9 protein-coding genes, 1 tRNA gene and 1 pseudogene are annotated in these 12,606 nt (G+C 46.5%); 6 read left to right on the forward strand and 5 right to left on the reverse strand.

Annotated features, from left to right (window positions below; translation table 11 throughout):
* Positions 1-91: 91 nt before the first annotated feature.
* The 3 genes from ACLBLI_RS01430 to ACLBLI_RS01440 form a co-directional block, all read right to left on the reverse strand.
* Complete coding sequence (locus ACLBLI_RS01430) at positions 92-1,180, reverse strand: methyltransferase (protein ID WP_414829410.1); 1,089 nt, start codon at positions 1,178-1,180, stop codon at positions 92-94.
* Positions 1,177-1,896 carry a tRNA (guanosine(46)-N7)-methyltransferase TrmB gene (trmB, locus tag ACLBLI_RS01435; protein WP_414829411.1) on the reverse strand — a complete coding sequence of 240 codons (720 nt, stop codon included), beginning with the start codon at positions 1,894-1,896 and terminating at the stop codon, positions 1,177-1,179. The genes ACLBLI_RS01430 and trmB overlap by 4 nt, the downstream gene beginning before the upstream one ends.
* Positions 1,897-1,978: 82 nt before the next feature.
* Positions 1,979-2,689 carry an alpha/beta fold hydrolase gene (locus tag ACLBLI_RS01440; protein WP_414829412.1) on the reverse strand — a complete coding sequence of 237 codons (711 nt, stop codon included), beginning with the start codon at positions 2,687-2,689 and terminating at the stop codon, positions 1,979-1,981.
* A 93-nt stretch (positions 2,690-2,782) separates the two neighbouring features.
* Here ACLBLI_RS01440 and mutY point away from each other — a divergent pair, with 93 nt between their 5' ends.
* The 6 genes and pseudogenes from mutY to ACLBLI_RS01470 all read left to right on the forward strand — a co-directional run.
* Positions 2,783-3,829 carry an A/G-specific adenine glycosylase gene (gene mutY, locus ACLBLI_RS01445; RefSeq protein WP_414829413.1) on the forward strand — a complete coding sequence of 349 codons (1,047 nt, stop codon included), beginning with the start codon at positions 2,783-2,785 and terminating at the stop codon, positions 3,827-3,829.
* Positions 3,830-3,861: 32 nt separating this feature from the next.
* A complete protein-coding gene (locus ACLBLI_RS01450) occupies positions 3,862-4,134 on the forward strand; it encodes an oxidative damage protection protein (RefSeq protein WP_414829414.1) in 273 nt (90 codons plus the stop codon).
* Positions 4,135-4,272: 138 nt separating this feature from the next.
* Positions 4,273-4,348, forward strand: a tRNA-Phe gene (locus tag ACLBLI_RS01455).
* 940 nt (positions 4,349-5,288) lie between these two features.
* Entirely contained in the window at positions 5,289-6,359 is a 1,071-nt protein-coding gene (locus ACLBLI_RS01460; RefSeq protein WP_414829415.1) for a PepSY-associated TM helix domain-containing protein, read from the forward strand.
* A 177-nt stretch (positions 6,360-6,536) separates the two neighbouring features.
* Entirely contained in the window at positions 6,537-8,654 is a 2,118-nt protein-coding gene (locus ACLBLI_RS01465) for a TonB-dependent receptor (RefSeq protein WP_414829416.1), read from the forward strand.
* A gap of 243 nt (positions 8,655-8,897) precedes the next feature.
* Positions 8,898-9,074, forward strand: a pseudogene (locus tag ACLBLI_RS01470) (IS5/IS1182 family transposase); the annotation flags it as partial.
* Positions 9,075-9,509: 435 nt separating this feature from the next.
* On the opposite strand, the gene ACLBLI_RS01475 reads toward ACLBLI_RS01470, so the two are convergent.
* Together ACLBLI_RS01475 and ACLBLI_RS01480 are read right to left on the reverse strand one after the other, a co-directional pair.
* Positions 9,510-10,739 carry a winged helix-turn-helix domain-containing protein gene (locus ACLBLI_RS01475; protein ID WP_414829417.1) on the reverse strand — a complete coding sequence of 410 codons (1,230 nt, stop codon included), beginning with the start codon at positions 10,737-10,739 and terminating at the stop codon, positions 9,510-9,512.
* Between the two features lie 162 nt (positions 10,740-10,901).
* On the reverse strand, positions 10,902-12,569 hold the full coding sequence (locus ACLBLI_RS01480) for an alpha-amylase family glycosyl hydrolase (RefSeq protein ID WP_414829418.1): 1,668 nt from the start codon (positions 12,567-12,569) through the stop codon (positions 10,902-10,904).
* Positions 12,570-12,606: the final 37 nt, after the last annotated feature.

The following is a 12,606-nucleotide window of genomic DNA, read 5'->3' on the forward strand; positions in this document are numbered from 1 at the left end:
CTCCCTCGCAGAGGGAGGACGTGCAGAGCAGCAGTGCTGCCGGAACGACAACAATGGTTAGTAAGTTACCACAGCGCTGCGCGCGATTGCATTAACGTAGCGCTAAATAAACAGAAAATTGCGTATTTTGCGCGACAGTCTGAACCTGCGAGAATTGCTCTGAAAGTAAGCCCGGGTAGGGGAGGAAGCGATTAGCAACCATCAGCAAGCTACCTTTTGGCTTCAGTATCCTTGTGGCGTCGGCGATAAAACGCTTGGTCACCGAGTAGTCTGTTTTCACGCCGGTGTGAAATGGTGGGTTGGTAACCACATGCTCGACGCTTAGCTCGACATTATTCAGACCGTCTGCTGCGATCAGAGTAGCTGCCTGCTGATTCGCATGCAGGGTACGCGATGCGCAGTAGAGTGCCAATGCACTAACATCCAGCATGGTGAGCTTAAGATGGGGGTAACGCGCCAGCAAATAGCTGCCTATCACGCCGGCGCCGCAGGCAAAGTCAAGCACCTGGCCGCGCAAGTTGGAGGACAGTTTTTCAATCAGAAGGCGTGTGCCGTTATCCAGTTCACCGTGGCTAAATACGCCGGGCATAGACACAACCTGCCAGCTATGTCCCTCAACCTCATAGTCAAGCTCTTCAATCCAGGCCTCAGGTTCGAATGGAAGGTGAGGTTCGTCCAGCTCTGTAGTGATTAAGCTGCAATGGCGTGCAGAATCTACTTTTTGCGTGCTGCCATATTGTGTCATGAGTTTGGCGGCACTTTTAATACCACCTTTATTTTCACCTACAACATGTATACGGCCACCGGCCTTCAGTGCACCTGCCGCCATTCGCAACAACATCTGAAAGTGTGCTTTGGACTTGGGCATGAAGATAAGTACATCGGTGTATGCGTCGGCTGCCGTTACAAACGGTGCGAACCAATGCGTATGATTAGAAACTTTCTGCTCGCATGTAAAACCAGCAGAATTAGCGCTAACGTCACGGCTATCCAAGGATATCGAAGGCACTACCCTAACGCTCTCTGAGAAAATATCGAAATACTGGTGCAGAACCGACAATGAGCGATGTTTGAGGTTATCTGTAAAATAGGCATCTGACGGGTTGATGAGAAGCCAGTCACCCTGTTCAAAAATTGCTAAATTACGCTCAAGTAGTTGGCTCTGTGGACTCAGTATCATTTTGTGCGCTCGTAAATCAGATCCCAGACGCCATGACCTAATTTCTGGCCACGGGTTTCAAATTTCGTGATTGGTCGATAGTCCGGACGAGGGACGTAATCGCCCTCTGCCGCTGTATTGGAATACCCTTGCGCCGCATTCATGACTTCTGCCATATGTTCAGCGTACTGCTCCCAGTCTGTCGCCATGTGGAAATGACCGCCAATACACAGCTTCTGACGAACTAATTCGGCAAACTCGGGCTGCACGATACGACGTTTATGGTGGCGCTTTTTATGCCACGGATCGGGGAAGAACAGCTGAAGTCGCGATAAGCTGCCATCCGGGATCATGTTTTTGAGCACTTCCACGGCGTCATGTTCCATCGCGCGCAGATTGGTCAGGTTACGCTCGCCAGCTTCAGCCAGACAGGCACCCACGCCAGGGCGATGAACTTCAATGCCGATGAAATCTTGTTCCGGCGCGGCTTCTGCCATTTCCACCAGAGATTTACCCATGCCGAAGCCGATTTCTAAAACGACAGGTGCGGTTCGGCCAAAAACAGTGCTTAAGTCCAGAAGCTCAGGCTGGTAATCTATACCCATTGTTGGCCAGAACTGCTCTAATGCGCGCCCCTGGGCCTTGGTCAGGCGACCTTCACGTTTGACGTAGCTTTTGACTTTACTAATGTAAACGCCGGCAGCTTCCGCTTCTGCCTGATTTTTATACTGGCCCATGGTTTTGCCTATCTGAATTGGGTGTTTTTTAACTGGTGCGGCATTATCCAGTCTATCCGGTTTAATGCAACGTTTTCGCAGATTATTTAGCGCCGGAATTCACAATTTTTTGTAATGCGTCTGCCAGTTCAGAAGGTTTCTCCAGCAAAAGCATATGACCGCTATCTTCAACGAGCTCCGCTGATACTGGTGATATTGCCTTTATCATCTGCTTAACCCCTTCCGGCCGTGCAATCTCATCTTCGGTTGCCCCGATAATGTGGATGGGAAAGGAGGCCTTTGCCAGCAAAGCGGTAAGGGGCTTGCGGGGTGTTGTTGCCTGAGTGTGTGCAACCAGTGTTCCTTTTCCCAGGTCTTCACCCATCGCTTTCACAACACCAGCTACTGTTTCGTCATTAAGGCGGGAAGGATGAATAAAGCGCGCCAGATAAGCAGTGTTGCCAGCCTCAAACTTTCCGGCCTTTACCATTTTTACCATTTGCTGACGCCTGGACACTTCTTCTTTCGTAAGTCCGGCGGCATCGTAACCAATAAGAGTAAGTGAGGCGACCTGACTGGCGTTTTCCAGCGCCCAGAGAGCCGCAATATAACCGCCCATTGAGTACCCGATAATATGGATTTTTTCATCGGTCAGAACGCGATCGCCGGTTAAACTAAGCATTTCCTCCAGCGAGTTTGCCCACTGTAATGGTACGTATCTCCGCTGGCTCAGCGTAAGTTGTTTCCATACTGGCAGCCAGACACGCTCATCGCAAAGCGTACCAGGAAGAAATAATACAGGAAGTGATGACATGATGAACTCAGCTGTTGTAATCGCCCGGAATGATGCGCGACATGGTAGCATATCCCCCTCTCTCTTTTCTTTACGTCAACGAAGTAGTTTTTCATGTCAGAGTCATTTGCAGATAAGGTATTGAACTGGTTTGACGCGCATGGGCGCAAGCATCTCCCCTGGCAGCAGGAGGTGACACCCTATAAGGTATGGGTGTCGGAGATAATGCTTCAGCAAACCCAGGTCACCACTGTTATCCCTTATTTCGAACGCTTTATGAAAGCATTTCCCACGGTAACCGCGCTGGCGGATGCGAATCAGGATGACGTATTGCATCTGTGGACGGGATTGGGGTACTACGCCAGAGCCAGAAATTTACATAAGGCCGCCCAGAAAATACGCGATGAGCATGACGGCGAATTTCCAGACACGCTTGATGAGGTCATGGCGCTGCCGGGAGTAGGACGTTCGACTGCCGGCGCTGTCCTATCCCTTTCTTTAAAGCAGTCTCATCCCATTTTAGACGGTAACGTAAAGCGAGTGCTTGCGCGCTATTACGCTATTGAAGGCTGGCCGGGTGTGAAGTCAATAGAAAACAAGCTGTGGGAAGTGGCTGAGGCGCACACGCCAGAGGCGCGATGCCATCATTACACGCAGGCAATGATGGACTTAGGTGCTATGGTTTGCACAAGGGGAAAGCCTGACTGCGACCATTGTCCGTTGCAACAAGGCTGCCTGGCTTACGCACAAGGCCGGCAAGCTGATTTTCCCGGGAAAAAACCTAAAAAAGCGCTGCCGGTGAAAAAAACGCTGATGGTGGTGCCCTGCTTTCAGCGCAATGTGTATCTGGCCCAGCGCCCCTCAAGCGGGTTATGGGGCGGTTTGTACGGCTTTATTGAATGCGATAGCGAGCAGGCAGGGCGCGATACATTGAAGTCGATTGGTGTTGATGAGATACAGTGGCAGCCGCTGTCACCATTTCGCCATACTTTCAGTCACTTTCATCTGGATATTGAACCTGTCCTGGCTATCGCCTCAGAGCCGCCCTCCGGGCGTATCCAGGAAGGCAATGCCAGATGGTTTGATATCGACAACACTATTGAAGTGGGGCTTGCCGCCCCCACAAAAAAAATAATCAAACAGGTGACGCAAGTCCTGTAAACTAATGCCAAACCAACGAGGTGGTAAATAGAATGAGCAGAACCGTATTTTGTCAGCGTCTGCAAAAAGAGGCTGAAGGACTGGATTTTCAGTTATATCCCGGTGAACTGGGTAAGAAGATCTTTGACAATATATCCAAAGAAGCCTGGAGCGACTGGCAAAAAAAGCAAACCATGCTGATTAACGAGCATAAGCTGAATATGATGGAACCCAACGCCCGTCAGTTTCTGGAACAGCAGATGGAAGGATACCTCTTTAAAGGGGAAGAACCTGACATTGAAGGCTATGTACCGCCTAAAAGCTGACCAAAATACGCGAAATTGAACAAACAACGCGCACTTGGAAAAAATTCCTGTAAAAACGGTTGACTTGGGAGCGGGAAATCCGTTTAATACGCACCCACGACGCAAGAGGCAGTAAGCCTTAAGCGCCAAACAGTTTTAGCCCAGATAGCTCAGTCGGTAGAGCAGCGGATTGAAAATCCGCGTGTCGGTGGTTCGATCCCGCCTCTGGGCACCATTCTTAGAAGCCTCGCAATCTCGGGGCTTTTTTTTACCAAAAAAACGCTTTCCTACCAAAAAATCGCTCCTGAAAACGGAGTGGTTCTTATCGATTAGAAAATTTCGCATGGGCAGAAACGAAAAAAACGAGCTATGAACTCGGCTTATTCGTTGAGGCATGGTCAGTTTCTACTGACAAACTTCAAATATGTAGTCGGCGGCAATCGACTACATTTTCAAGTCAGCCCCACCCTAGCTAAGGGGAAACCCTTTTATCTAGAGAAACAGCAGGCTCTTCATTGACCCTCCACAAACGCACCTGGCTTATCGTGTCTCACGTAACTTTCTGGATTAGAATCATGGGTTTGTTACCAGAAGTTTCAGGTGTAGGGCTAAATGGGGAGTCTGCTTATAGCCCAACGTGGAGCGAACTACCTAAGGCATGTATAGAGCGACTGGCGTGGAACGAGAAAACTCGTCCTGACCACTACAATAAATATTGGCGAGTATGTGGCACATATGATTTGCCAACCTTGCATATCAGCTAGTGCATAAATCGCCTTTTGAGCAGCCTTGATTATAGATGTGTGAAGATTAATTTCAGGCTCGTCTATCAATAATATTTTTGAATTTTCTTCGTGCCTTTTTTATACAAACCTTCGCTACACAGCGCATTGGCCGCCGACCATAGGAATGCTCTTTTAATTCCAGTGCCTTGATGCTCTAAGGATGATTGGTATTAACTGGTTTTAATAAAGAATTTACTACCATCTTTGATTGCACTTAGGAAGCTAAGTCCATAAGTACTCCCGCTAATATATCTAATAATCTTACTGCAAAGTAGGAGAGATTCATTTGCCTAATGCGATTGTAAGTCTGATTGTAGCGTTTAACTATCATTGAACTATTTTCGATAATCGTTACTATTCGCATTTATCTCGCAATATGTGAACGCTATTTTGAAACTTTGGGTACGACGACTGCATCTTATTTTAGCGCTGGTGTGTGGGTTATTTATTACTTGCCTCAGTATCACCGGTGCGCTGATCATTTATGCAAAAGATATCCAAACCTTTGTACAGCCAGAAAAGTGGACCATAGAGCCTCAAGGCTTTCTGTTACCGCTTTCCAGTATTGTGAACTCGTTAGAAAGCCAGACAGATAAGAAAATCGAGCTTTTAATGCCCGAGTCAGACCCTGAGCTTGCTTGGCAAGCGAAGCTCAACAACGGCGAATATATAAGCGTAAACCCTAACTCGGCCGAAATACTTCATAGATACGATTATTACAGCACGTTTTATGGATTCACCATGGCTATCCATCGATGGCTGTTGTATCAAGATGGTAACAACGAAAGGCCACTTAGAAATTGGGTGTCAGTAAGTGCCTTGGTACTGCTTCTTGAAGTGATTGTGGGTTTTTATCTTTGGGTAAAGCCAAAAAACAGATTAAAACGTTTAGCGATTAAGCGCCGCGCCAAGTTTCGAATTCTCATGTATCAACTTCACACAGTGCTGGGCGTTTATTTGGCTATACCGCTCATACTCATCGCTTTTAGCGGCATGGCGTTTAATTGGAAAAGCGCTACGCAGCAGGTGGTGGAAGCCGTTACTTTTACAAAGGTTGAGACTAGGCCAGTTCCAGAGCCGTTATCTTACGACGCTAATATTGCTCCAGTGGTTATCGATGAGTCCTACCAAAATGCAATGGAGGTGTTTCCCAATGCGTCATTATTTCGCATTTATTTTCCTAAAAAGCCAAGTGAACATCTGGGGTTTAGAATGCAAAACCCAGGTGAAAGTCACGCCTACAGTTGGGTATGGGCAAACCCATCAAATGGGAAAATAACGGGTTATTACGATGCGTCAAAAGCGAATGTGGCGACGCTAGTTTGGAACTTCAAATACAAATTCCACATTGGTGATTTCGCAGGGCCAGTGCTTGAATTTATCTGGTTATTTATCGCATTACTCCCTGCGTTTTTTACGATAACAGGGTTTTATTTTTGGTATAAACGCCATTTCAAATGATGCGCTTCTAAGGTAGAGCGAAGGGCTTCAAATTCATCTCATCTATACTTCACTATCTTACGCTTACTATTGAATTTGGGGTAAATAATGATAATCATTCGTATTACGTTTACATTGCGCATTTACATCTGTAGTATAACGCGCCTTTCCTAAACCTAATTTCTAAAAAGAGTTTTTATGTTTAAACCATCGCTTACGCTCATAGCCCTGGCCGTTAGTGCTCCTTCCCTAGCTAATGACGCTCCAAAAGATATGGAGCGCATTATTGTTTCTGGAAGTCGTGTGATTGAAAGTATTGATGAAGTACCTGCGTCGATCACCGTTATTTCCAGAAAACAGATTGAAGATCACTTGAAGGTGAACCCTGAATTACAAAGCTTGTTAGCGCAGATGGTACCTGGCCTTGCTCCTGACACAGGTAGTTCAAGCAATACTGGCCAGTCTCTGCGCGGACGTGCTCCGCTTGTGATGATTGACGGCGTGCCTCAGTCTACGCCGCTTAGAAATGGTTCGTTAGGTGTGAAAACGATTGACCCTAGTGCGCTTGCTAGAATTGAGGTAATTAAGGGCGCCACGTCTGTTTATGGTAACGGGGCGTCGGGCGGTATTATCAACTACATTACCAAGCAAGCGACGGCGCAAGACACGCATGAGGGCCAAGTGAGTTTGTCCTCACGTTTTAGCGCAGTGAAGCTTGAAGAGTCAGCCGGTGCACGTATCTCAGCTGCGATTAACGGCAAGGTGGAGAATTTTGATTACCTTGTTACTGCCAGCTACGAGGAAAACGGCGTTCAGCGCGATGCTGAAGGCGACATTTTAGGTTTGCAGTACGGTTTGTCAGATGCTGAAACACAGAATTACTTTACCAAATTAGGTTACGACTTCGACCAAGAAAAACGTCTTCAGTTCAGCTACAACTTCTTTAGCTCTCAACAAAAAACTGATTTGGCAGATGTTCCCGGAGACATTAACGAAGGTGTTAAAACCTACGCTATTCACGTACCTGAAGCTCTGCAAAAACGCGGGAAACCTCAGGGGCCTGATGGGAATGAGAACATCACCCTTAAATATACAGACAGCAATATCTTTGCAAACAGCGAAATGACGCTTGATGTGTACACACAGGATATTGAAAACGTATTTTTCTTTTCACCTAACTTAGCTAATCCAGATGAAGGCTACGACGGTGGCCAGTCTATCATTCGCTCTGAAAAGCGCGGCGCTCGCGCGACATTTAATACTGCTGTTGATTTTGATGGTGTTGAAGCTACGTTCATTTATGGTATCGACGCACTGAAAGACACCACCTCACAGCCGCTGGTGGATGGGCGCGTGTGGGTACCTGAAATGGAAATGGACAGCTTAGCTGGCTTTTTACAAACAAAGTGGGTAATTCGCGACGACGTTATTGTAAAGGCGGGTGTGAGAAGGGAAAGCATCGACTTATCGGTTGATGACTACGAAACACTAAAGTTGTGTCGCTCAGAAACTCAATGCTCTGTTCCTCTTCAAGTTAAGGGTGACACCATAGATTACGACGCCACTACTTATAACATTGCGATAAAGTACAACTGGCGCGACAGCTTTAGCCCGTTCTTCAATTACTCGCAAGGTTCAGACATCGCTGACATTGGCCGCCTACTGCGCGCTGCAACAGTAGATGATATTGGCCTTATTCAAACTGAAGCTTCTATCATCGATAACTACGAAGTGGGTTTCACTTCTCTTTTCGACCAGATACGCCTTGAAGTTGCGGCTTACAGAAGTACATCTGAATTAGGTACTACCAATAGTTTCAACGAGGTGACAGGTGTGTATGAGCCTGTACGCGCACCACAGGAAATTTGGGGTTACGAAGGCTTAGTGGACTACCGTATTTCAGAAACGCTCAACGTGGTAGCTACATATAGTTACGTTGAAGGGAAAAATACCGAAGCTGACGTGTACCTTGGCTCTCGCCAAATTAGCCCACCCAAAGCAACGGCAAACGTAAATTGGAAGCCATCAGACACTTTGTCGCTAACAGTTAGCTATCTGTATGTGGGCGATCGCAAACGCTTCTCGCCAAATGCTGACGGCGACTATGTTGGTGATCAAGGGCCTATATCGAGCTACAATATTGTTAACCTAAGTGGACAGTACCAGTTCGCTGACAACTGGAACGCGTTTATGGGCGTCGAAAACCTGTTTAACAGCGACTACTATCCTGCTCGCGCTCAGTCGTATACCTATGGTGGCTACAATATTAAAGGGTTAGGTACCACAGCAACGCTTGGTGTCACTTACACATTCTAACTAATGCCACCTCGCCTAATGCAGGCGAGGTGTCTTTTCCTTACCATCACTTTCAACGCCTCATAGTTGGTGAATCTCACCGTAATGCCGCCACACTCTCCCGCTTACAGCTTATACGCGCTTTTTTTGCCTATGTTGATACCTCAACCTGGGCATTTAAGCCACTACAAGTTATCAAGACTTCTCAGTGCACCGTGTGCTTGGTTTTGTTGATCACGGTGCGTGTCCATGAGCCAATAATTTACCTTCGGCGATAGTGAATTTTTCAGCAAGTGCCGCTAAACCCTTAAAGAAATATTCTTATCCCGAATGGATAACCTGTTACCGCGGTCTCAATTGGTGGGCGTGACAGAGCCTTTTTATCCCAAGGCGGATAATGGTCGTCGCCTGTATCCGCTGCCAACGATTTTCCGCATTCACTTGCAAAGAATTTGCAAAGTTTAATTTTTTAATTTTAAGCAACTGAATATAAATGGTTTTTCAGTAAGCGTTACTTTGAAAATCCGCGTGTCGGTGGTTCGATCCCGCCTCTGGGCACCATAAAACAAAACAGCCCCGCAAACGCGGGGCTTTTTTGTTTTTGTGATGTATTAACCAGAGGCGGGTTCCCGCCGCTGGGGTGAAGGCGAACCGTTGTGCCGGTGGCACAACGCAGTCGCCGTAACGACGCGACAGGAAGTCGCGGCTGGTGCAGCTCACCAGGGACGGGTTTTTACGCACAGAGTTAACTACACGCCTCGCATTAGCGGGGCCTTTTTGATGTTTCCTAATTATTTTAAGAAGCATTCACTTCTAAAACTTGCTGTGTACAAGTGTTCGCAAAAATCGATGATATAAATTTTGAGTATCGGTTAATTAGTTGCTTACCTCTGTTAAGTAGGCTCTGTTTGCTTCCCATATTTCAGTCTGCATAGGATACAGAAATTTTATTTGATATTGCGCTATTGACCTTTCGGCTTCTGAAAAAGCCCGCTTAGCGAGGGGGAATTGCTGGGTGGCGATATACAAAACTGACATCTTGAGTCTGACTGCAGCCAGGCCCGTTTGGTTACCGCGATTTAGGTACATTTTTTCTGCTCTCTGAAATGCCCTCAACGCTTCGACATTTTTTGCAGCTTGATAATTAATGTCGCCTTGTAAATCACTTAATAACGCCAGTTGGTCCCAATCGTGTTCAGATATTGAAAGTTCTTCTGCTTGGCTTAAAACAGCCAATGCGTCTTCAAATTTTCCCCGTACAAAAAGTGACTTGGCCCGCAAGTAGCCAAACCTCATCTGCCAAGAGGTATTGGTTGTCTCAGATACAATGCTGTCTAGAATTTCTTGTGCTTTAAAATGGCTCTCATTCCAGATATAGAGTTTCACCAGAAGATACTTTAGCCGAAGGCTATCAGGGAAACGAGGGAGTAGTTTTTCGAGGGTGCCCAAAGCAGCCTTCCAGTCACGTTCGTAAATCAGGAAGGCGTCTATAAACTCTTGGTTCCATGACATAGAAACGTTAGCTGGATTAGGGGCTCTCGACTGCTTTACTATCTCTTCGGCAATCTGACTGGGTATAGATTTTGGATAAGCTGTAAAAACAATTCCCTGGATTTCGCGTGAATTGAATTTTGCTGAGTAAATTGCTGCAAATTCTGCCGTATCGCCATATATATCAAGCTTCAAAGTTTCGATATTTTTAGGAAGCAGTTTCATCGATGTCATGTCGTTGCTCAATGCTGCTTCGTATGGCGCAAATGCCTGACTGTGACTATTAATTGTAATTGCCGTATTAGTATTTATGTCCTTTGCCAAATTCAATCCAACTAACATCACAATGAACAAAGTTAAGAACCCAAAAGGGCGCTGTCTAATGATGTCAGAATACTTTTTTCGAGTGCTTTCAACGCTGACCACATTGCCAGTAAATTGATAGCCTTTGCGAGGAAAGTTTACGATAACACTGGGATTATCCAACAACTGACGGATTTCACGAATAGACTGGACAACCACACCATCACTAACGCCTACGTCATCCCAAACATGTTCCAGTAAGCGTTCTGAGGCAATTAGCTCATTTCTGTGCTCAATAAAGTAGAGCAGCAAGGCTAGCGTCCGAGGCCTTATATGCCGCTCTTTATCTCCGTTGGTTAACGATCGGAGATGACAGTCCAACGTCCAGTCGTTTATTCGATAAATCATCAGGCCCAATTATCGTAACTTGTATCAGGGTACATCAATGACTATACAGCAGCCGAAGAAAGACCGTTAGTGAGTTGTGCTTTCGGCGAGCAACGCATAGCTGAACATATTGTCCAGGGTCACTGATCCATCAATGACCTGAACAGACTGGCCTGAATAGTGATCTCTAAGTAAGCTTCCGTCTGCAAAATAATCGCCTACAGGAATATTCTTTTTACCGTTCGGTAGCGATGCTGCAATTATTACGGACGGATGGCCCTGTAACTCTCTTGCAAAGGTATAAGGGGCATCACTAATCATGGTATGCTGGCCGGCACCGATCGCCCGGTATTGATTACGAAACTGCCCGAGTTTTTGCCAGTGCAGAAGTAGTTGCTGTGTGGTCGGTAAGGCAAGGTCTGCCCAGTTCATTGGCACACGTAAACTTGCGTCGCCCACGGCATCGGGAGCCAACAGTGGGCGGGCAAGCTCGTCGCCATAATAAATTTGCGCTGCGCCTGGTGCCATCATCAATTTGAATGCAGTTTGGTATGGAAATTTGCGCTCACGGTCAAATGATTCGGGATCATCGTGTGAGCTGATGTAATTCAGTGTGGCAAAAGATTGCATCGGTGCGCTGTTCATGGCGTGGTTATAGTCTGCGAATAGCTGTGCGGCAGACAGCTTAAGGTGTTCTGGGAATCCCATATTTATGAGGCCATCAAAGCTAAAGTCGAAGTAATTTATTTTCTTATCGCCAAAATCATATTCGCCTGTTTCTTCAATTGCGATTTTGAAACCTTTGAGACCCCAATGCATTACTTCACCCACCATATAGAATGGAATATCAGGTGTTATCCGGTTCGGATTCTTTGAGCGCCATTCTTCCAAAGCCAGGCCTGCTTCTACTTTGAGCTCAGTCCACACTTCGGGTTCAACATGCTTGGCAGTATCAACACGAAAACCATCTAGTCCAAATTCCCTGACCCAATCAGATAGCCATTTAATAAGGTAATATTTTGGTAACCTTGGGTGCTGGGTGCGAGCAAAATAGTCATCAAGTTCAGCTAACTCTTGGTGTAGCCGGCCTTCTTCACGCCATTTTTCCTTCAGCCAGTCGGGCAGTGTAACTTCCAGTGAACTGTCTGTCCGCATATCGGTTAGTGACGTGGCAAGAGCACATCCAGTATTTTGTATGTAGCTGCTCCAGTTACATAAGGGCCGCGTCCTAACCCACGAAGCAGGCCAAGCTTCATCTATAGTAGTTTGCGGTCCGGTATGGTTAATGATGACATCAAAGAGGAGCCGGATACCTTTTCTGTGGGCAAGTGTCACCAACTCTTTGAAGTCGTCTTTAGTGCCGAAGTTCGCGTCTATTTGGGTAAAATCTTTTGGCCAATAACCGTGGTAGGCATAGGTGACCCCCGAACTTGTATCCACGCCGTGGATTTGCTCAAAGACAGGCGTTAACCAAAGGGTATCCACCCCAAGCTTAGAAAAGTAGCCGCTTTTTAGTTGCTGTATGACTCCTCTAATATCGCCGCCTACAAAGCCTCTTAGTTTTGCTGGCGTTTCAGGCCGACCATAGGCGTAATCATTGGAATTGTCGCCGTTCTTAAAGCGGTCTAGAAGAATAAAATAAACCGTTGCACTCTTCCAGTGGATATCAGCGGCGGCAAATGATTTGCCGCTCCCTACGAGCAGCGCTACTAAAAGCAAAGTGCTCAGTTTAAAATGTTGGTAAATAATGTTCACAACCTATGTCCTTAAAGTCTGATAAACGCGTCATGAC

This window comes from Alteromonas sp. H39, from assembly GCF_047556435.1.
In the GTDB taxonomy this organism is placed as follows: domain Bacteria; phylum Pseudomonadota; class Gammaproteobacteria; order Enterobacterales; family Alteromonadaceae; genus Alteromonas.